This is a genomic window from Pseudomonas sp. NBRC 111140, from assembly GCF_001320885.1.
GTDB classification, from domain to species: Bacteria; Pseudomonadota; Gammaproteobacteria; order Pseudomonadales; family Pseudomonadaceae; genus Aquipseudomonas; species Aquipseudomonas putida_P.
Genome location: NZ_BCBQ01000010.1, coordinates 39,219 through 59,188, shown reverse-complemented (window position 1 = coordinate 59,188; position 19,970 = coordinate 39,219). Strand labels below are relative to the sequence as shown.

At 64.2% G+C, this 19,970-nt stretch carries 15 protein-coding genes; 11 read left to right on the top strand and 4 right to left on the bottom strand.

The window, feature by feature from the left end; all coding sequences use genetic code 11:
• Positions 1 to 31: 31 nt before the first annotated feature.
• The 4 genes from APH42_RS05430 to APH42_RS05415 are packed head-to-tail and all read right to left on the bottom strand — an operon-like array spanning position 32 to position 6,101.
• Positions 32 to 3,178 (bottom strand): efflux RND transporter permease subunit, encoded by a 3,147-nt coding sequence (locus APH42_RS05430; RefSeq protein WP_012614056.1) that lies wholly within the window; start codon positions 3,176 to 3,178, stop codon positions 32 to 34.
• Positions 3,179 to 3,191: 13 nt separating this feature from the next.
• Entirely contained in the window at positions 3,192 to 4,307 is a 1,116-nt protein-coding gene (locus APH42_RS05425) for an efflux RND transporter periplasmic adaptor subunit (RefSeq protein WP_003821159.1), read from the bottom strand.
• Positions 4,304 to 4,855, bottom strand: a complete 552-nt coding sequence (locus APH42_RS05420) for a hypothetical protein (RefSeq protein ID WP_015912829.1) — start codon at positions 4,853 to 4,855, stop codon at positions 4,304 to 4,306. The genes APH42_RS05425 and APH42_RS05420 overlap by 4 nt, the downstream gene beginning before the upstream one ends.
• A gap of 34 nt (positions 4,856 to 4,889) precedes the next feature.
• Complete coding sequence (locus APH42_RS05415) at positions 4,890 to 6,101, bottom strand: TolC family protein (RefSeq protein ID WP_223656232.1); 1,212 nt, start codon at positions 6,099 to 6,101, stop codon at positions 4,890 to 4,892.
• A 399-nt stretch (positions 6,102 to 6,500) separates the two neighbouring features.
• Here APH42_RS05415 and APH42_RS05410 point away from each other — a divergent pair, with 399 nt between their 5' ends.
• From APH42_RS05410 to APH42_RS05360, 11 genes are all read left to right on the top strand, one after another.
• Positions 6,501 to 6,758 (top strand): metal-sensing transcriptional repressor, encoded by a 258-nt coding sequence (locus tag APH42_RS05410; protein ID WP_003821156.1) that lies wholly within the window; start codon positions 6,501 to 6,503, stop codon positions 6,756 to 6,758.
• A 9-nt stretch (positions 6,759 to 6,767) separates the two neighbouring features.
• Positions 6,768 to 8,078, top strand: a complete 1,311-nt coding sequence (locus APH42_RS05405; RefSeq protein WP_003821155.1) for an MFS transporter — start codon at positions 6,768 to 6,770, stop codon at positions 8,076 to 8,078.
• 133 nt (positions 8,079 to 8,211) lie between these two features.
• A complete protein-coding gene (locus APH42_RS05400) occupies positions 8,212 to 9,234 on the top strand; it encodes a cation diffusion facilitator family transporter (protein WP_003821153.1) in 1,023 nt (340 codons plus the stop codon).
• Positions 9,235 to 9,277: 43 nt separating this feature from the next.
• Positions 9,278 to 9,655 (top strand): helix-turn-helix transcriptional regulator, encoded by a 378-nt coding sequence (locus APH42_RS05395; RefSeq protein ID WP_003821152.1) that lies wholly within the window; start codon positions 9,278 to 9,280, stop codon positions 9,653 to 9,655.
• Between the two features lie 229 nt (positions 9,656 to 9,884).
• Positions 9,885 to 10,454: a DUF4148 domain-containing protein gene (locus tag APH42_RS05390; protein ID WP_034018378.1), complete on the top strand. Its 570-nt coding sequence runs from the start codon at positions 9,885 to 9,887 to the stop codon at positions 10,452 to 10,454.
• Between the two features lie 166 nt (positions 10,455 to 10,620).
• A complete protein-coding gene (locus tag APH42_RS05380; RefSeq protein WP_012614060.1) occupies positions 10,621 to 13,335 on the top strand; it encodes a heavy metal translocating P-type ATPase in 2,715 nt (904 codons plus the stop codon).
• Between the two features lie 235 nt (positions 13,336 to 13,570).
• A complete protein-coding gene (locus APH42_RS30675; RefSeq protein WP_305728945.1) occupies positions 13,571 to 14,401 on the top strand; it encodes an efflux RND transporter periplasmic adaptor subunit in 831 nt (276 codons plus the stop codon).
• A 14-nt stretch (positions 14,402 to 14,415) separates the two neighbouring features.
• On the top strand, positions 14,416 to 14,760 hold the full coding sequence (locus APH42_RS30670; RefSeq protein ID WP_305728944.1) for a hypothetical protein: 345 nt from the start codon (positions 14,416 to 14,418) through the stop codon (positions 14,758 to 14,760).
• Positions 14,757 to 17,933 carry an efflux RND transporter permease subunit gene (locus APH42_RS05370; RefSeq protein WP_012614062.1) on the top strand — a complete coding sequence of 1,059 codons (3,177 nt, stop codon included), beginning with the start codon at positions 14,757 to 14,759 and terminating at the stop codon, positions 17,931 to 17,933. Before APH42_RS30670 ends, APH42_RS05370 begins: the two co-directional genes overlap by 4 nt.
• A 20-nt stretch (positions 17,934 to 17,953) precedes the next feature.
• Complete coding sequence (locus tag APH42_RS05365; protein ID WP_003821143.1) at positions 17,954 to 19,459, top strand: efflux transporter outer membrane subunit; 1,506 nt, start codon at positions 17,954 to 17,956, stop codon at positions 19,457 to 19,459.
• Positions 19,460 to 19,508: 49 nt separating this feature from the next.
• Entirely contained in the window at positions 19,509 to 19,895 is a 387-nt protein-coding gene (locus APH42_RS05360) for a MerR family transcriptional regulator (protein ID WP_015912830.1), read from the top strand.
• Positions 19,896 to 19,970 lie beyond the last annotated feature (75 nt).

Below are 19,970 nucleotides of genomic sequence, written 5' to 3'. Positions count from 1 at the left end.
TGGTTGAAATCGGGTGACAGAAGGCGTTGCATCAGAATGCCTCCGCGTCGCGGTCGTCCAGCAGGCGTTCGGCAGGCTTGCGGCCGAACAGCCAGAACATGGCGGGTGTAAGGAAGGTGTCTAGCAGCGTGGAGCTGACCAGCCCCGAGAAGATCACCACCGCGACGGGGTGCAGGATCTCAGTACCGGGTCGGGACGCCTCGAACAGCAGCGGGGCCAGCGCGAAGGCCGTGACCAGCGCGGTCATCAGAACCGGGGAAAGCCGTTCGAGCGAGCCACGCACGATCATCTTCTGGTCGAAGTCCTCGCCCTCCATGCGCATGAGGTTGAGGTAGTGGCTCACCTTCAGGATGCCGTTGCGCACAGAAATACCCGCGAGCGTGATGAAGCCGACCAGGGCGGCCACGGACAACGGCTGGCCAGACAGCCACAGCCCCAACACGGCGCCGACCAGGGCCAATGGAATGTTCACCATGATGAGCGCTGATAGGACGACCGACTTGTAGCGCGTGTACAACACCACGAACATGAGCGTCAGGGAGACGATGGACAGCAGGCCCACCAGTCGCGAGGCTTCCTCTTGTGCCTGGAACTGGCCGCCCAGCGTGATGAAGTAGCCTTCGGGCAAGCGCACTTCTTGGACGACGCTGCGTATGTCGGCCACTACTTCGGACAGCGGCCGTCCCTGAGCGTTGGCCGACAAAACTATGCGTCGACGGCCATCGTCGCGGCTGACCTGGTTGGGGCCGTCGCTGTCTTCGATGGTGGCAAGGCGCGACAACGGGACCCGACCCATGGGCGTGTCGATGAGGATGCGGCTCAAGCCCTCAATCGACCGCGCCTGCTCGGGCAGGCGAACCACCAGCGCGAAGCGGCGGTTGCCCTCGATGACCTCGGTGATCTTTTCGCCTTCGACCAGGCTTTGCAGCGTGGACAGAATTTGCGGTGCGGCCACGCCGTAGCGTCCCGCCGCCGCATAATCCACGCGGATTTTGATCTGCGGCGCTAGGACCTGCTTTTCGATCTCCAGGTCAGCAAGCCCCGGAATTCCGGCCAGCTTGGCGCGCAGCAGATCCGCCTGCCCGCGCAGGACGTCCAGGTCCTCGCCGAACACCTTGATGGCGATCTGCGAGCGCACCCCCGACAACATGTGGTCGATGCGGTGCGAGATCGGCTGGCCAATGCCGATGGAGCCGGGCAAGTGAGCCAGACGCGAACGGATGTCGGCGGTGATCTCCTCCATGGAGCGCTTTAGCTCCGAGGCGGGCAGCAGGCCCACGTCCAGCTCGCTGACATGCACGCCTTCGGCATGCTCGTCCAGCTCGGCCCGTCCGCTGCGCCGGCCCACGTGCTGCACCTCTGGCACCTGCGCGACCAGCAGCTCGGCTTGCTGGGCAAGCGCCGAAGATTCGGCCAGCGTCACACCGGGATTCAGGCGCAGGCCCACCAGCAACGTTCCTTCATTGAACGGGGGCAGGAACGTGGTCGGGAAGAATGGCACCGCGGCGACAGCCAGTGTGACAGCCACAGCGGCCATGCCAAGGGCGGCACGCGGCCGCTGCAAGACCCGCTGCAGGCCGCCCTGATAGCGCGTCTTCAACCAGGCTAGAAGCCGAGTGTCGCCATGGTCCAGCGTCCTCATCTTGGGCAGCAGGTAGTACGAAAGCACCGGAGTGACCGTCACAGAGACCAGCAGCGAGGCCAGCGTGGAGACGATGAAGGCGATGCCCAGCGGCACGAACAAGCGCCCCTCCATCCCCGGCAGCGCGAACAGGGGCAGGAACACCAGCACAATGATCATCGTGGCGTAGAGAATCGCCGAGCGAACCTCCATCGAGGCCCTGGCAACGATGACCAGGGGCGTCAGCCGGTTCTCAGGGTGGCGGGTGCGGTCCTCCTTGAGCCGCCGCATGATGTTCTCCACATCGACCACAGCATCGTCCACGAGACCGCCGATGGCGATCGCCAGCCCACCGAGCGTCATGGTGTTGATTGATAGGCCGAAATAGTGGAACACCAGCCCGGTCACGAAGATCGAGGCAGGAATCGCGGTCAACGCGATCACCAGGGGGCGCAAAGTGCCCAGGAAGAAGAACAGGATCACCGCCACGAAGACCGATGCGCCGATGAGCTTGCCTTGCAGCGTGCTGATGGACGCCTCGATGAAGTTGGCTTGTCGGAAGGTCACCTGTGGCTCGGCCATGCCAGCCGGCAGTGAGCCCTTCATGTCCGCCAACGCTGACTCGATCGAGCGGGTCAGTGCAATCGTATCGGCCGTGGGCTGCTTTTGGATGCCCAGGATCACGGCTGGCAGGCCCTCGAAGCCCGCATCGCCGCGCTTGATGGCTGGCGCAAACTGAACATCGGCGACCTGGTGGAGCAGGATGGGTTGGCCCGCACGCACCGCGAGAGGCAGGTTACGCAGGTCGTCGAGTCGGGACGTGCGGCCCAGGTTGCGGATCAGGTACTCGCGGCCATTGATCTCCAGGAAGCCGCCGGAAGTGTTCGCGGAGAAGCCCTTGAGAGCCGCATCCAGATCGGACGCAGTCACGCCCAGCTCTGACATTCGCGTGGTGTTGGGCTGGACCTGGAACTGACGGACCTCGCCTCCGATCGGGATGACTTGGGCAACACCAGGTATGGCCATCAGCCGGGGGCGTAGCACCCAGTCCGCGTACTCGCGAGTGTCCATGGCCGACAGCGGCGGGGCTGCGTTCTTCTGCCCTGAGGGCTTGGCACCGATGGGGATTGCAATCTGCATGATCTCGCCCATCACTGAGCTGATTGGCCCCATAGTGGGCGTCACGCCCGGGGCTAGCCCTTCCTCCATGGACGTCAGGCGTTCGGAGACCATCTGGCGCGCCCGGAAGATGTCGGTCTTCCAGTCAAATGTCACGTAGATGAAGGAAAGCCCGGCGCTGGAGACCGAGCGCACGCTTTCGACGCTGGGCAGGCCGTTCATGGCCGTTTCGAGCGGGAACGTGATGAGTTGCTCGACTTCTTCGGCAGCCATGCCGCCAGCCTCCGTCATGAGAGTGACGGTCGGCTTGTTGAGATCGGGAAAGACATCTACCGGCGTGCGCGTCAGGGTGAACGCGCCATACGCCATCAGCACCAGCGCCCCGATGATGACCAGGAGCCGGTTTCGTAAGCTATTTTCGAGAAGCCACTTGAACATGGAATGGTGCCCCTCAACGAACTTGATTGATCAGGGACGCGCCCTCGACAACCACGCGGTCGCCGTCCGCCAGGCCCGAAGTGACAGCGATGGATGCACCATCCAAAGGAGTGATGTTCACGACACGCGGCTCGAAGCGCTCGGCCTGGTCTTTGACCCAGACGATGTTCTGGTTGGCAGGGTTCTTCATCAGCGCACCGGAAGGCACGCGGTAGCCAGGTACCGTCGTCGCCTCTTGCACGAAGACCACCACCGGCATACCGACCGCCAAGCGCGAGAGGCTTTCGCTGGTGCCCTTGAACAGCATGGGCAGGGCCTGCTCGCGCAGGCTGCTGGCGGCACCGACGAAGCTCAGCGGCACCTTCTGACCGCCTACTGCGAGTGCAGCACCGGCCAGGTTCTGTGCCATTGCCGGATCGTAGGCAAGCGCCTCGATGCGCAGTTGGGTCGGATCGACCACCTCAAACACCAGTTCGCGCGCATCCACGACCTGCCCGGCAACTGCGGGGCTGGATGCGATGACGCCGCTGACTGGGGCCTTCAGTACGTCCCTGCCGGCGAGGCCCCCGCTCAAGGCGCGGGCGCGTTCGGTCAGGCTGTTCACTTCGCTTTCGGCTGCTTCGATCTCCTTGCGGGGCACGGTCTCCGACAGCTCGCGCAGCCGGGCCAAGCGCTTCTGCGCGAGCGCTTGGCCCGCACGCAGCTCGGCAACCTGGGCCATCTGGCCTGAGCGCTCCAGCACACCGCTGGCCGGTTCGATGTAAGCCAGCACCTGGCCCTTGCGCACGGATTGGCCGATCTGCGGCAGACCATCCGGCCCGGGCACCAGCCGGCCCATTACCATTGCCTGGACCTTGCCGCCTGTCGTCGGGTCCATGATTACTTTGCCAGCCAGTTCATGGCTGCGGGCCAAGGGCTCCTGCTTGATCAGCTGGGTGCGTACACCGATCTGACGTTGCGACGGTTTCGGAAGAAACACGCTGCCATCAGGCTGGCGCTGGGGGCCATTGGAAGACGCAGCCGGCGCTTCGTCGCCGTGGTCATGGCCGTCGTGAGCGAACGCGGGAGCAGCCAGAGCCAATGCAGCCGCCATGGCCGTCGTCATTAGGAAACGGAAGTTGCGCTTCATGCTGCACCTCGCAGTGCACCGTTGGTGCGTGTACGTCTGCGCAGCGCCCACGCTAGGACACCGACGCCGAGGACTGCGGCACCGCCACCTAGTACGACCACACGGCCGGATGCGACGGCATGCTCGTGTTCGGCGTCTTCGCTATGAACATCGAGAACGCCCGTCAACAGGTCCGATTGGCCCTGCGCAGTAATAGTGGCCATGATTGAGGTCTCGCCATCGGATAGCGGCTCAGTCAGATCGGCCTCGAACTCTCCAACCCCGTGTGAGCTGACCTTTACCTGTTGACCACCCAGCTCGAGGGTCAGCTCGCCATCGGTCACCGGCCGGTTGTCGGCAGCATGGTCGAGGTAGAGTGTGAGACGCTGGCCGTTCAGCACACCCACCAGTTCGAAGTCATCGGAAACTGCGGCAAAGCGCGGAAGCGCGGCCGCTGCGGGGGCAGGAGCGGCTTCGCCATGGTCATGGCCGTCGCCGGCCCACGTTGCGCTACTGCCAAGCAGGAGGCTGGACAAGGCAGCTGCACGCCAGAAAGAGGATTGCGACATTTCTAAGGTTCCAGGATGGTTGAGCGCGCGCCGATCAGCGCGTGCCGGAGATGTCAGTGAAAGTCTCGGTCGGCTGCGGCAGCGTGCCTTGTGCCTGCAACAGGGACGAGATGGCCGCGGCATGCTCCACCTTGGCGAGCAGCGCCGCGCGCTCGGCCTCGGTGGCCTCCTGCTCGATGCGAAGGCGTGTCGGCATGTCCGTCTCGCCCATCGCGAACGACTTTTGGTAGAAGGTGCGCGTTTGTTGGGCTAGTCGCTGGCGCTCCGAAGCGGCCTGCATCTGGGTGCTGGTTGCCAGTTCGCGCGATTGGGCAGTTCGAATTTCCGAGAGTAGCCGGGTGCGCTGGGCCGCGAGTGCCGACTCAGCCTCCAGTGCCTGCGCATTGGCGCTGGACAATTGCTCGGTATGACGGCTACCCGTACCGAAGGGAATGCGCACACCCACCGTGATCGTCTGGTTGTAGCGTTCGCCGTAGCCGCCCCGATCCCGCGTGGTCGCCAGGGTCAGTTCGGGGTTGGCGTACTTCTGATGGGACACCAGTTCCGCAGAGCGGCGGGCCGCCAGCGCCTTGTGCTGCAGTTCCAGCAGCGCAGGGTGGTTACCCAACAACGCGCCGGACGGCTGTGCCGATGCCGGTTGAACTCGGACACCTGACTGCTCCGGCTGCGCGGAATCGGCCTGCGACGGGATACTCTCGATGCCGGTCAGTGCCAACAACGCCTCGCGCTGCGTGATTTCTTCGGCCTGAGCAATGGCCAGGGCACTACGAGCCGACGCCAAGGCGCCATCGGCCTGGTTTCTGTCGGCTTGCGCCAGGTCGCCCGCGCGAACTCGGCGAGCCACATCTTGCGCCAACTCGTCCGCGCTGCGGGTGCGATCCTGCGCCGCCACCAATTCGGCCTGGGCACGCTGCCATGCCCACCATGCCTGGCGAACCTGTCCGGCCGTGCGTAGCTTGGCGGCCAGCATCCGGCTGGATAGCGCGAGGCTTTCCGCGTCCGCCCAGCGTGCCGACGAGGCGCGCTCACCAGGCATCCAAAGGGGAATAGCCACCCCGACTTCATATTCGCGCTGTCCGTTGCGGTTGTTGAACCGATCAGTTTTGGTGGAGGCTTCCAGCGCCATCGGACCTGCCACCCAACTGCCGGCCGTCTCTTGGCGTGCTTGGGCGGCCTGCTGCCAGGCGCCTTCTCCAGCGGCTTCTGGCTGCCGCTGCCAAGCTGACTCCCACAATTGGGCGACCATGTGGCTGTCTGGTCTGGATGGGACGTGAGGGGCGGCTACTGGCTGGGCTAGCACGGTGCCGGCCCAAAGCGTGGATACCGCCCATATCCATCCCTTGCGTATGTCTTTGCGAAGCATTCAATTCTCCATCGGTGTTGCATCAGTACTTACCCCCGGCTGGGTGTTCTCTTTCCGAGCAAGTGCTTGTCGTTGAAAAGCCACTGTTCACTGGCTTAGATATGAACAATTGTATATCTATTCATATGAATGGGAAAGAAAACCTTACATCCTTTGAGCACCAATCGCCTTAGAGAGGGCGTCGGGCGCAAGACATCGAGAGGCGAGGTGGGGCTAATCCACTGCGCAAACAGCTATGCAGACTCCTTGAGCATATCCCCCGGGGGGGGATATGATTGCTGCATGAAAGAGATGCACAAGCACACCAGCCACCCAGATCTCGTGAAACGGCTCAAGCGCGCCGAGGGTCATCTGCGACACGTCATCGGGATGATCGAAGGAGAAGAAACCTGCCTGGACATCGCTCGCCAGCTCGCTGCGGTGGAGAGCGCCGTCACAGCGGCCAAGCGCGTCCTGATCCATGACCACATCGACCACTGCCTATCTCATGATGAGGACTCCGTTCTAGCCGAAATGAAGGCGCTAACCAGACTGCTCTGAGGTCTCTCGATGCTCTCCGTCCTAAAGAACCGCACCTACCGCCACCTGTTCACCGCGCAGGTGATCGCACTCGTCGGCACAGGCCTGATGACGGTAGCGCTCGGCCTACTTGCCTACGAGCTGGCCGGGGCCGATGCAGGTGCGGTGCTCGGGTCGGCGCTGGCTATCAAGATGCTGGCCTATGTGGGAGTCGCTCCAGTCGCACAGGCCTTCGCCGACCAGTTCCCGCGACGGTCATTGCTCGTAGCGCTGGACCTGGTACGAGCGGTTGTCGCGATCTGTTTGCCCTTTGTCACCGAGGTCTGGCAGATCTATCTGCTGATCTTTGTCCTGCAAGCGGCATCCGCCGGCTTCACGCCGACTTTCCAAGCCACTATCCCGGACATCCTTCCCGATGAAGAGGACTACACGAAGGCGCTGTCGCTGTCCCGGCTGGCCTATGACCTGGAAAGCCTGATTTCCCCGATGCTGGCTGCTGCGCTGCTGACCGTCATCAGCTTTCACAACCTGTTCGCGGGAACAGTGCTCGGTTTCCTCGTTTCAGCCGCGCTCGTGGTCAGCGTGCGGTTGCCCACAACTATTCCCGGACCGCGCCGCGGCATTTGGGATCGCACGACCCGCGGCACACGCATCTATCTCGCTACGCCACGCCTGCGGGGCCTGCTGGCGATCAGCTTGGCCGTCTCGGCGGCGGGCGCCATGGTGATCGTGAACACGGTGGTTCTCGTGAAGGCGCGCTTTGGCCTAGGCGAGGTCGAAGTGGCGTCGGCACTGGCGGCATTCGGAGGCGGTTCGATGGTGGCAGCCTTCGTTCTGCCATCCTTACTGGAAAAGGTGGCCGACCGAACCGCGATGCTCACCGGCGCTACCGTACTGGTCGTGGGCACGGGGATCGGCGCACTGCTGCCGAGCTATGCATTGTTGCTGCCGCTGTGGTTGATCATCGGCTTTGGCTACAGCGTGGCGCAAACGCCATCCGGCCGTCTTCTGCGCCGCTCGGCCCATGCCGAGGACCGTCCTGCGATCTTCGCGGCACACTTCGCGCTGTCGCACGCCTGTTGGCTCATCTGCTACCCACTTGCCGGCCGCTTCGGCGCGGTCATGGGCTTGCCATCGACCTTCATTGTCATGTCCCTGGTCGGCTTGGCCGGCGTGGCGCTGACGCTCTGGCTGTGGCCGGCCAGCGACCCTTCTGACGTGGCGCATGACCACCCCAGCTTGCCGCCGGATCACCCTCATTTACGCACACACGCAGACCAAGGCAGGCACCATCACCAGCTGATTCTGGATGACCTGCACCGTATCTGGCCGAAAGGATAGGCACATTTTCTCGTTGCGGCATCACAACGCATGGCTTCGGAGGCTGAGAAGGGTGAGCGAAAATATATCACATGAACACATATTCATGTGTTATATTTCGCCATAGTCAAACACTCAACCAGCAGAGGCGCCCATGTCCCAATCCAATGCACATGACCATGGTCACGACCATGATCACGACCACACCCCCACAGTGACGAGCGCCAACGAGCGCAAGGTTCTGGTTTCCTTCTTCCTGATCTTCGGCTTCATGCTCGTGGAAGCTGTCGGCGGCGTGCTGTCGGGCTCGCTAGCCCTACTTGCCGATGCTGGCCACATGCTGACCGACGCCGTGGCACTTGCCCTGGCTTACGCTGCCTTCCGATTCGGTCGCCGCGCAGCCGACAGCAAACGCACATTCGGTTACCTGCGCTTCGAGGTCATCGCCGGCTTCCTGAACGCCGTGACCCTGTTCGCGATCGTCGCATGGATCGCCTACGAGGCGTGGGAGCGGCTGCAGGCGCCGCCCGTCATCCTCGCCGGCCCGATGATGATCGTCGCCGTGCTCGGCTTACTGATCAACGTCCTCGTGCTGTGGATCATGACCCGCGGCGAAACCGATCACGTCAATGTGAAAGGTGCCATCCTCCACGTGATGGGTGACCTGCTCGGCTCTGTCGGCGCCATCGTTGCAGCGATCGTCATCTACTTCACCGGCTGGACTCCGATCGACCCCATCCTGTCGGTTCTAGTAGCGGCGTTGATTCTGCGCAGCGCCTGGAAGCTCCTGGCCAAGTCGATCCATATCCTGTTGGAGGGTGCGCCAGAGGACGCTTCGCCGGAAAAGGTGGAACAAGGCCTGATGAGCACTGTGCCCGGCCTGGCGGCTGTCAGCCATGTTCACGTGTGGCAACTCACTTCCGGTCGCACGATGGCCACGCTACACGTTCGACCCAACGTGGACGAGGAGGCGCGAGCTGTGGTCAAGCGCGTCGAGGCGGTGCTGCGAGAGCAGTTCAGCATCGAACACGCCACAGTCGGAATCGACTGGAACTCGGAGGCTGACGAGAACATCTGCAGCCTGCAACCCACGACAGGCCGTCAGGACCACAGCGGCCACGACCACAGTGAGCACAATCATGACCATGACCACTCCGCTCCCGGTCACAAGCATTGAGGCCGTGCTAGACGGTTCGCAGTTCACTTGAGGGTTTGAATCCATGACATCCCGCAAAACCACCAGCGCCGCTATTGTGCAATGTTCGACCTCTAACCACGGCACGACCACTGATGTCCTCGCACTATCGCAAAGTGACGTCGCTGTTCTGGCAGAGACCTTCCGCCTGCTGGGCGACCAATCGCGATTGAAAATCCTGTTGCAGTGCATGCGCGGATCGGTCGCAGTGGGCGACATTGCTGGCTCGCTAGACCTGTCGCAGTCCTTGGTCAGCCATCACCTGCGCCTGTTGCGCGGCGCGCGCCTCGTGCGCGGCGAGCGCCAAGCCAAGCACATCTTCTACGGCATTGCCGACCAGCACGTCAGCCAGGTACTCCAGGACATGGCGGTTCACATTTCGGAGGACAGACACGACGATTGACTGAACATGTGAGTGCGCGCCGGCCTACGCCTTCAAGGGGTAGGCTTTTTTTGGCTATTAATCTAGAGAGACACCGGCGCGCCTTGCTGAATGCCTAGAAGACCCCAAGCAAAAAGCACTCTAAAAATAAACACTTGAACATATCTTCATGTGTGTTATTATTTGTCTACGGGGTATCCGAAAGGCGTAAGGACCACGCCATTATTTTTAACGTCAAGGAGTATTGACCATGTCCAAGAAAATTCGCTTTGCTGTTCTGCTTTCCGCACTTTTTGCTGCTGGAGTAAACGCTCAACCGTTCGCCGCAGATATGACACGGCAACAGGTCCAGGAGGATCTGGCTGCTTGGAGGCAATCTGGGTTGGAAGCGTTGTCTCGCGGCGAAAGCGGCCCGGATACGTTCAGCCCTCAATACCAGGCTGCCTTTCAGCGCTACTTGCAATTGACCCAAGGTGATATGTATCAGGCGCCCTCAGCAGGAAAGACTCGTGCTGAAGTGATGGCTGATTTGGAACTGTGGAAAATCTCCGGCATGCACGCGTTCACCTCGCGCGGAATCACCACCGCTTCGCACACCCAAGCCTACCAACAAGCCTACGAGAGCTATCTCCAGCTCAAGCTGGTTGCGGCTTACAAGGCTCCGGTGGCATTGACTCGTGCTCAAGTAAAGAGTGATTTGGCAGATTGGCAGGTTGCGGGAATGGCTGGATTCTGGGCTGGTGAGCAGACGCCTGATACCTATAGTGATGCCTACCGCACCGCATTTGAAACCTACCAGATGCTGCGCAACAAAAAATGACTTAATGGCAGCTGCATAAAGCAGCGGTCGGATGGTTCAGCCAGAAAGAGATTCTTTCTTTTTTTTGAATAAACATACAAACAAGTGTTCATTTGTTTGCATAACATTCCGATCGCTGATTTGTGCGTCCTGCCACGGCGATTACTCAGAGAACCAGGAGATTGATATGTCTTTGGAAACATTGGACGGCACAGGAGCGCAGGACGAACAACTGGGCTTTCGGGTCGAAGGTATGGATTGCGCCAGTTGCGTCGGCAAGATTGAAACAGCGCTTGGTCGAATTGATGGCGTATCAAATGTACAGGTTAATTTTACAAATGAGACGCTGACGTTGACGCGCAGCACAAGTAGCCGAAATACTGCACGCGACATTGCCAAGAAAATCCGGTCCCTGGGCTTCGACGTGCAGGCACTGCCCGCGTCCGAAATGTCCGCAGCACCTGCACCGTGCCATGCGGCCCACGCGCATGACCACGCCGGCTGCGGCGGCCACCATGACCATGGGCATGCCCACGACCACGGGCACGATCATTCGCACGGCAAAGCGTGCGGTGATGACCATGGGCATGGCCATGCTCACGGCCATGCCCATGCCCATGACCACGGTCACGATCACGGGGCCTGCAGCGGGCATGACCATGCGCCGGCCTCTGCCTCCCGTGGAGCACCCAGCACGCCCCCCAACGTGTCCATGCGCGTCGAGGGCATGGACTGCGCCAGTTGCGTCGGCAAGATCGAAACGGCGCTCGCTCGCATGGATGGCGTGTCCGATGCCCGCATAAACTTCACCGCAGAAACGCTGGAATTGACGCTCGCGTCTGGCGGCCCCACGCAGCTCGGCCACATCGAGAAGACCATCAAGAGCCTGGGCTTCGGCGTCTCCGACGTGCGCCGCCATGATGGCTCAGCACCCGCGGCCCCAGCAGCAGCATCGACGGCGCGCCATCAGCGCTGGTGGCAGACGAAGAAAGGCAAGCACGTGCTGGGCCTGGGCGGCCTGATGGGCTCGGCCTACGCGATCGCGCAGTTCGTTCCTGGCTACGCTGAATGGATCTTCGCCGCTGCGGTGATCGCGGGCGTGCTGCCGTTCGCTCGCAAAGCCTTCGCGCTGGCTGTGTCAGGCTCGCCGTTCTCTATCGAAACGCTGATGGTCGTCGCCTCGCTGGGCGCGCTCGTGATAGGCGAGGCCGAGGAAGCTGCTGCCGTGGTGTTCCTGTTCGCGATCGGCGAGCTGCTGGAAAGCGTGGCCGCCGGCCGCGCGCGCGCCGGCATCAAGGCGCTGGCCTCCCTGGTGCCTAAGACGGCGGTACTGCTCGATGCCGCGGGCGGGCAGCGCGAAGTGCCCGCCGCTTCCCTGCGCGTGAGCGACCGCGTGCTGGTGCGCCCTGGTGACCGGGTGCCTGCGGACGGCAAGATCCTCCGCGGTGAAAGCAGCCTGGACGAGTCGCCTATCACCGGCGAGTCCGTACCGCGTCAAAAGGCTATCGGTGCCGACGTGTTCGCCGGCTCCATCAACGTCGATGGCGTGCTCGAAGTACAAGTCGAGAAGACGGCATCGGACAACACCATTTCTCGCATCATCCAACTGGTGGAGCAGGCGCAGTCCTCCAAGGCGCCCACGGCTCGCTTCATCGAAAAGTTCAGCCGCTACTACACCCCTGCCGTCATGGCCATCGCGGCGTTGATCGTGGTGGTTCCGCCACTTGCCATGGGTGGCGACTGGGGTACCTGGCTGTACCGCGGCCTCGCACTGCTGTTGATTGCCTGCCCATGTGCGCTGGTGCTCTCCACACCGGCGGCCATCGCCTCGGGCCTTGCGGTGGCCACGCGACGGGGCCTGCTGATCAAGGGTGGCAACGCGTTGGAAACCATCGGCCGCGTGCGCGCCATTGCCTTCGACAAGACTGGCACGCTGACCGAGGGCAAGCCGCGCATCACCGAGGTCCTGCCCTTCGGGCTGTTCAAGCATCAACAGGTCCTTGCGCTTGCCGCCGCTGTCGAGTCCGGCTCAAACCATCCCTTGGCGAAGGCCATTGTCGCCCATGCCAAGAGCCTGGACGTGGCGATTCCCCAGGCCACGGGCGCATCGGCCATTGCCGGCAAGGCGGTGCGCGCCACCGTGAACGGCAGTGCGCTCGCTGTCGGATCGCCCGCCCATGCGGAACAGACGGCCACGCTGACAGCCGCGCACCGCAGGGAAATCGACAAGCTGGAGGATGGCGGCAAGACCGTGGTGGTCCTGTTCGACGAAGCCAGCAAGAACGTTCTGGGCCTGCTGGCCCTGCGCGACGAGCCCCGCCGCGACGCGCGCGAAGGCGTGGCCCAGCTCAACGCCATGGGCGTGCGCTCGGTCATGCTGACCGGCGACAACCGCCGCACCGCGCAGGCGATCGCCGGCAAGCTGGGCATCGAGTGGGAGGCCGAGCTGCTGCCGCAGGACAAGCTGCGCTTGGTCAACGAGATGAAGCGTGATGCCAAGGTGGCGATGGTCGGCGACGGCATCAACGACGCGCCGGCCCTGGCGACCGCCGACGTGGGTATCGCCATGGGCGGCGGCACGGACGTGGCGCTGGAAACCGCCGATGCCGCGCTGCTCAAGAGCCGCGTCACGGACGTGGCCCACCTGGTGGCCCTGTCGCGGGCGACGATGGCCAACATTCACCAAAACGTCGTATTCGCCATTGGCCTCAAGGGCTTGTTCCTGGTCACCACCGTGTTGGGTATCACCGGCTTGTGGGTTGCCGTGCTGGCCGACACCGGCGCCACGGCCCTGGTCACGCTGAACGCACTGCGCCTGCTGCGCTTCAAGGGCGCGCCGGAGGCCAACCACGGCGACGACGCCGGGCGTCCCACCACCTTGTCCGTGCCGTCTGCCCGCTGAGGCAACAAGAGGGCTTGACCTTGCCGTCGTTGTAACGCCTAGCCTCCACACAAATGTCTGCAGAGCGCTTCGGAAGGGCCGGAGTCCTGCATCCAAGAAAGGGTCACTTCCATGCGTAAAAAAATCAGAATCATTGTGGTGGCAGGCGTCATCGCAGCCGTCGGGGGGGATAGCGATCGCTGCCCGCGACGCCAAGGACGAGGGCAAGGCCGCGGCGCCCCCGGCGGGCGCGCCGATGGCGCCGCAGGTGCCCGTGGCCGAGGTCATTACCCGCACGGTCGCGCCATCGGCCGAGTACACCGGCTTCCTGGCCGCGCCCAAGACCGTCGAGCTGCGCTCGCGGGTCGGCGGCGCCGTCGATGCGGTGAGCGTTCCCGAAGGTAGCCTCGTGCGCAAGGGCCAACTGCTGTTCCAGATCGACCCGAGGCCGTTCCAGGTTGCGCTCGACACGGCCGTGGCGCAACTGCGTCAGGCCGAGGTGCTGGCCAGCCAGGCCCAGGCCGACTTTGACCGCGCCGAGCGCCTGGTGGCGACCGGCGCCGTCGCGCGCAAGACCTATGACGATGCCGCCTCCGCACGCAACGCGCGCCAGGCTCAGGTGCAGGCGGCTAAGGCCGCCGTTGCTGCGGCTCAGCTGGACCTGTCCTACGCCCGCGTCACTGCGCCCATCGCCGGGCGCGTCGACCGCGTGCTCGTGACCGAGGGCAACTTGGTCAGCGGTGGCGGCGCCGGCGCGGCCACGCTGCTGACCACGATCGTATCCATCGACCCGTTGCACGTGTACTTCGACATTGATGAGGCCACCTATCTCAACGTCGTCAGCCGCTCGCGGCCCGCTGCGGGCGCCGGTAGCAAGGCTTCGCTGCCCGTGCAGGTCGGGCTGACCACGGACAAGGGTTTCCCGCACAGGGGCGCGCTCGACTTCGTGGGCAACACCATTGACCGAAGCACCGGCACGATCCGCGCGCGCGCCGTTGTGCCCAACCCGGATGGGCGCATGGCACCCGGCATGTTCGCCCGGGCCAAGCTGTCCACCGGCGCGGCGCGGCGCGCGAGGCCGTCCTGATCGACGATCAGGCCGTGGGCACCGACCAAGGGCGCAACTACGTGCTGGTCGTGGGCGAGAACAACCAGGCCCAGTACCGGCCCATCGAACTGGGGCCGGTGGTGGACGGGCTGCGCGTCATCAACGGCGGCCTGCAGGCCGGTGAGAAGATCATCATCAAGGGCCTCGTGCGCCCCGGCATGGCGGTCACGCCGCGCATGGTGCCCATGCAGGCGCCCGCGGCACCGGCCGCCGGCGCGACCGGCGCGACCAAGGCTGCGGCAAACGCTCCGGCTCCCGCTGCGGCGCCTGCCAAGGCCGGTGGCGCGGACCCCGCCAAGGCTGACGGCGCGGCCGGCTCGGCGGAGGCCCGCAAATGAATTTCCCCCGCTTCTTCATCAACCGGCCGATCTTCGCCATCGTCCTGTCGGTGCTGATGCTGATCGCGGGCGCGATCAGCTATTTCCAGCTCCCCCTGAGCGAGTACCCCCAGGTCACGCCGCCGACGGTGCAGGTCACCGCCAGCTATCCCGGCGCCAACCCGCAGGTGATCGCCGACACCGTGGCATCGCCGCTGGAGCAGGCGGTCAACGGCGTGGAAGGCATGATGTACATGCAGTCCCAGATGTCCACGGACGGGCGGATGGTGCTGACCATCTCGTTCGAGCAGCACATCGACCCCGACGTCGCGCAGATCCAGGTGCAGAACCGCGTCTCACGCGCGCTGCCCCGGTTGCCGCCCGAGGTCCAGCGCATCGGCGTGGTCACCGACAAGACCGCGCCCGATATTCTCATGGTGGTGCATATGCTCTCGCCGGGGGACCGCTACGACCCGCTGTACGTGTCCAACTACGCGATGCTCAACGTGCGCGACGAACTGGCGCGCCTGCCGGGCATCGCCAACGTGATCATCGGCGGTGAAGGCGAGTACGCAATGCGCGTCTGGCTCGACCCCGAGAAGGTCGCATCGCGGGGCATGACCGCCAGCGATGTGGTCGCCGCCATCCGCGAGCAGAACGTGCAGGTCGCAGCCGGCTCGATCGGCCAGCAGCCGAATGCGTCGGCCGCCTTCCAGGTCAGCGTCAATGCGCTGGGGCGCCTGACCACCGAAGAGCAGTTCGGCGACATCGTGATCAAGGCCGGCGCCAACGGCCAGGTGACCCGCCTGCGCGACGTCGCACGCCTGGAACTGGGCTCGGACAACTACACCATGCGCGGCCAGCTCGACGGCGAGAACGCGGTCGGCCTGCAAATCCTGATGACGCCCGGCTCCAATGCCCTGGACACGTCCAGCGCGGTGCGCGCGACGATGGAGCGGCTGCAGGCCAAGTTCCCCGAAGGCATCGAGTACAAGATCGCCTACGACCCCACAGTCTTCGTGCGCGCCTCGCTCCAGTCCGTCGCCGTCACGCTGCTGGAGGCCATCCTCCTGGTGGTGATCGTGGTGGTGCTGTTCCTGCAATCTTGGCGCGCGTCGATCATTCCACTGATCGCCGTGCCGGTCTCGCTGGTCGGCACGTTCGCGGTGATGCACATGTTCGGCTTCTCGCTGAACACGCTGTCGCTGTTTGGCCTCGTGCTCTCCATCGGCATCGTGGTGGATGACGCCATCGTGGTGGTGGAGAACGTGGAGCGCCACATGGCGCTGGGCGAATCGCCCAAGGATGCGGCGCGCAAGGCGATGGATGAAGTGACTGGCCCGATCCTGGCCATCACCTCGGTGCTGGCAGCGGTCTTCATCCCCTCGGCGTTCCTGTCGGGGCTGCAGGGCGAGTTCTATCGCCAGTTCGCGCTGACCATCGCGTTCTCGACCATCCTGTCGGCGATCAACTCGCTTACGCTGTCGCCAGCGCTGGCCGCCATCCTGCTCAAGCCGCACCACGGCGCGGCCAAGCCCGATCGTCTCACGCGCATCATCGACGGCGTGTTCGGCGGCTTCTTCCGCCGCTTCAACCGCTTCTTCGATCGCGCCTCGAATTCCTACGTCGGGGGCGTGCGCCGCGCGGTGCGCGGCAGCGCCATCGTGCTGCTGCTCTACGTCGGCTTCCTGGGCCTGACCTGGCTGGGCTTCCACAAGGTGCCTGCGGGCTTCGTGCCGGCCCAGGACAAGTACTATCTCGTGGGCATCGCCCAGCTTCCGACCGGCGCCTCGCTGGATCGCACCGAGGCGGTCGTCAAGGAGATGACCAAGATCGCACTGGCTGAGCCGGGCGTCGAGAGCGTGGTGGCCTTCCCGGGCCTGTCGGTCAATGGACCGGTGAACCAGCCGAACACCGCGCTGATGTTCGCCATGCTCAAGCCCTTCGATGAGCGCAAGGACCCGTCGCTGTCGGCCTTCGCCATCCAGGGCAAGCTCATGGGCAAGTTCAGCCAGATCCCGGACGGCTTCGTTGGCATCTTCCCGCCGCCGCCGGTGCCGGGCCTGGGTTCGATGGGCGGCTTCAAGCTGCAGATCGAGGACCGGGCGGGCCTGGGTCCCGAGGCGCTTGCGCAGGCACAGGGCCAGATCATGGGCAAGGCCATGCAGGCGCCCGAGCTGGCGAACATGCTCGCCAGCTTCCAGACCAATGCGCCGCAGTTGCAGGTGGACATCGACCGGGTGAAGGCCAAGTCGCAGGGCGTATCGCTGACCGAGGTGTTCGACACCCTGCAGGTCAACCTTGGCTCGCTCTACGTCAACGACTTCAACCGCTTCGGTCGCACCTACCGGGTCATGGCCCAGGCCGATGCGCAGTTCCGCATGCAGGCTGAGGACATAGGCATGCTCAAGGTGCGCAATGCAGCGGGCGACATGATCCCGCTGAGCGCGATCGCGACCATCGAGCGCAGTTCCGGCCCCGACCGGGTGATGCATTACAACGGCTTTCCCTCGGCCGACATCAGCGGCGGGCCAGCGCCGGGCTACTCGTCCGGCCAGGCCACCGCCGCGATTGAGAAGATCGTGAGCGAATCGCTGCCGGACGGTATGACCTACGAATGGACGGACCTGACTTTCCAGGAAAAACGGGTTGGCAACACGGCGATCTACATCTTCGCGCTGGCGGTGCTGCTCGCCTTCCTGTTCCTGGCGGCCCAGTACAACAGTTGGTCGCTGCCGTTCGCTGTGCTGCTGATTGCACCCATGGCGCTGCTCTCGGCGATCGCCGGCGTCTGGCTCTCTGGGGGCGACAACAACATCTTCACGCAGATCGGTTTCGTGGTGCTGGTCGGCCTGGCTGCCAAGAACGCGATCCTGATCGTGGAGTTCGCCCGCGCGAAGGAAAGCGAAGGGGCCGATCCGCTGGCAGCCGTGCTCGAAGCCGCGCGCTTGCGGCTGCGCCCGATCTTGATGACGTCGTTCGCCTTCATCGCTGGCGTGGTGCCGCTGGTGCTGGCCAGCGGTGCGGGCGCCGAGATGCGCCACGCCATGGGCATCGCGGTGTTCGCCGGCATGCTGGGCGTGACGGTATTCGGCCTGGTGCTGACGCCGGTGTTCTACGTTGTGGTGCGCAAGCTGGCGCTGCGCCGCGAAGCGCGCCATGCCCGTGGCGGCATGACCGACCAGCACGCATGACGGCCAGGAGGACATACGACATGAAAACATCTTTCGCATTCACACGACCCGCCAGGACGCTGGCGCCGCTCGCCCTCGCGGCGGCGCTGGCTGGCTGCTCCATGGCACCGAAGTATGACCGGCCCGCAGCGCCGATCGACACGGCCTATCCCTCGGGCGCGGCCTATGTGGAACTGGCGGCCGCGACGCCCGACGACGCGATCACGGCCGAGATCGGTTGGCGGGACTTCTTCCGCGACCCGCTGCTGCAGCAGTTGATCGGCATTTCGCTGGAGAACAACCGCGACATGCACAAAGCCGCGCTCAACGTGGAGGCGGCTCAGGCGCTGTACCGTATCCAGCGTGCCGAGATGCTGCCGAACCTGGGCGTTTCCGCCCGCGGCGCGTCAGAGCGCGTACCGGCCGACCTCAGTACCACGGGGCAAAGCGACGTGCTCCGGCGCTACGACGTGGCCGGGGTGACGGCCGCCTGGGAGCTGGACCTGTGGGGCCGCATCCGCAGCCTCAACGACCGGGCGCTGGCGTCCTACCTGGCCCTCGACGAGACCCGCATCGCCACGCAGATGAGCCTGGTGTCCGAGGTGGCCAGCGCCTACCTCACGCTGCGCGCCGACCAGGAACTGCTGCGCCTGACGAGCGACACCCTCGCCACACAGAAGCGCTCCTATGACCTGACCACCCAACTGGTGGAAGCGGGAAATTCCACGCAGCTCGACCTGCGCCGCGCGGAGATCGCGCTGCGCACCGCCGAGGCCAACCGCGCCGCCTACACGCGGCAGGCGGCCAAGGACCGCAACGCGCTGGTGCTGCTGCTGGGCCAGCCGCTGACGCCGGAGCTGTCCCGGCAGCTTGACGAGGCCGTGGCGCTGCCGGACGACATCGTGCCGACCGACCTGCCGAGCGGCCTGCCGTCCGAACTGCTCGCGCGTCGGCCGGACATCCGCGCCGCCGAGCAGATGCTGATCGGCGCCAACGCCAACATCGGCGCGGCGCGGGCCGCGTTCTTCCCGACGATTAGCCTCACGGGCTCGGCGGGCACGGCCAGCGCTTCGCTGGACGGCCTGTTCGATTCGGGCTCGCGGGCCTGGAGCTTCCTGCCGCAGATCACGCTGCCCATCTTCCGCGGCGGCGCGTTGCGAGCCAATCTGGACGTGGCACAGGTACAAAAGAGGATCGAAATCGCCAACTACGAGAAGTCTATCCAGGCGGCCTTTGCTGAGGTGGCTGACGGCTTGGCGGGCAAGCGCACGCTTGATGAGCAGATCCGCTCGGAGCAGCTCCTGGTAGCGGCTAGCCAGAAAGCCTACCAACTAGCCGAGCAACGCTTCCAGGAAGGCGTGGACGACAACCTCACCTTGCTCGATGCGCAACGCACACAGTACGGTGCGCAGCAGACCCTGGTGCGCACGCGCCTGACGCGGCTGAACAACCTCATCCACCTCTACAAGGCGCTGGGTGGCGGCTGGACTGAGCACACGGTGCAATCGGGCGCCACCGGGCAACCATCCGCCCGGTCGCCGGGATAAGGGCTATGCGCAACGGCGGCGTTCCCCATCGTTGCGCACGGAGAACCGGATGAGGATCGGTGAACTTGCGCGCTTGACGGGCACCCCCCCGGAGAACATTCGGTTCTACGAGCGGGAGGGCCTGTTGCAAGCCCCGGAGCGGTCACGCAACAACTATCGGCGCTATGGCCCGGCCCATGTCGAACGGCTTCACCTGATTCGCAACTACCGTGCCTCGGGAATCGGCCTGGATGACGTGCGCCGCCTACTGGGTTGGGCACATGAGGGGTTCCTGGAACCTGAGCTGCTAAGGCAGGCTGTCCAAGGCCATCTCGCCTGTGTTGAGGAACGCATGGAGCAACTGATCCAGGTGAAAGAGCACCTGCTCGCATTGGCCCTGCACGGTGCTGCTTCCGCCGGGGCTTCCGAGGATGGACCGGCTCGCGATGGTTCGTGAGCATCGCATGTCCATATAACTGAATATATATTCATGCGTGTAATATTTCCGGCCAGACAAACGAATAAGAAAGAC

What these genes read in the sequence shown, in the direction of transcription:
- APH42_RS05430 (WP_012614056.1), bottom strand. Translation starts at nt 3,178, where the DNA reads ATGTTCAAGTGGCTTCTCGAAAATAGCTTACGAAACCGGCTCCTGGTC.
- APH42_RS05425 (WP_003821159.1), bottom strand. Translation starts at nt 4,307, where the DNA reads ATGAAGCGCAACTTCCGTTTCCTAATGACGACGGCCATGGCGGCTGCA.
- APH42_RS05420 (WP_015912829.1), bottom strand. Translation starts at nt 4,855, where the DNA reads ATGTCGCAATCCTCTTTCTGGCGTGCAGCTGCCTTGTCCAGCCTCCTG.
- APH42_RS05415 (WP_223656232.1), bottom strand. Translation starts at nt 6,101, where the DNA reads ATGGTCGCCCAATTGTGGGAGTCAGCTTGGCAGCGGCAGCCAGAAGCC.
- APH42_RS05410 (WP_003821156.1), top strand. Translation starts at nt 6,501, where the DNA reads ATGAAAGAGATGCACAAGCACACCAGCCACCCAGATCTCGTGAAACGG.
- APH42_RS05405 (WP_003821155.1), top strand. Translation starts at nt 6,768, where the DNA reads ATGCTCTCCGTCCTAAAGAACCGCACCTACCGCCACCTGTTCACCGCG.
- APH42_RS05400 (WP_003821153.1), top strand. Translation starts at nt 8,212, where the DNA reads ATGTCCCAATCCAATGCACATGACCATGGTCACGACCATGATCACGAC.
- APH42_RS05395 (WP_003821152.1), top strand. Translation starts at nt 9,278, where the DNA reads ATGACATCCCGCAAAACCACCAGCGCCGCTATTGTGCAATGTTCGACC.
- APH42_RS05390 (WP_034018378.1), top strand. Translation starts at nt 9,885, where the DNA reads ATGTCCAAGAAAATTCGCTTTGCTGTTCTGCTTTCCGCACTTTTTGCT.
- APH42_RS05380 (WP_012614060.1), top strand. Translation starts at nt 10,621, where the DNA reads ATGTCTTTGGAAACATTGGACGGCACAGGAGCGCAGGACGAACAACTG.
- APH42_RS30675 (WP_305728945.1), top strand. Translation starts at nt 13,571, where the DNA reads ATGGCGCCGCAGGTGCCCGTGGCCGAGGTCATTACCCGCACGGTCGCG.
- APH42_RS05370 (WP_012614062.1), top strand. Translation starts at nt 14,757, where the DNA reads ATGAATTTCCCCCGCTTCTTCATCAACCGGCCGATCTTCGCCATCGTC.
- APH42_RS05365 (WP_003821143.1), top strand. Translation starts at nt 17,954, where the DNA reads ATGAAAACATCTTTCGCATTCACACGACCCGCCAGGACGCTGGCGCCG.
- APH42_RS05360 (WP_015912830.1), top strand. Translation starts at nt 19,509, where the DNA reads ATGAGGATCGGTGAACTTGCGCGCTTGACGGGCACCCCCCCGGAGAAC.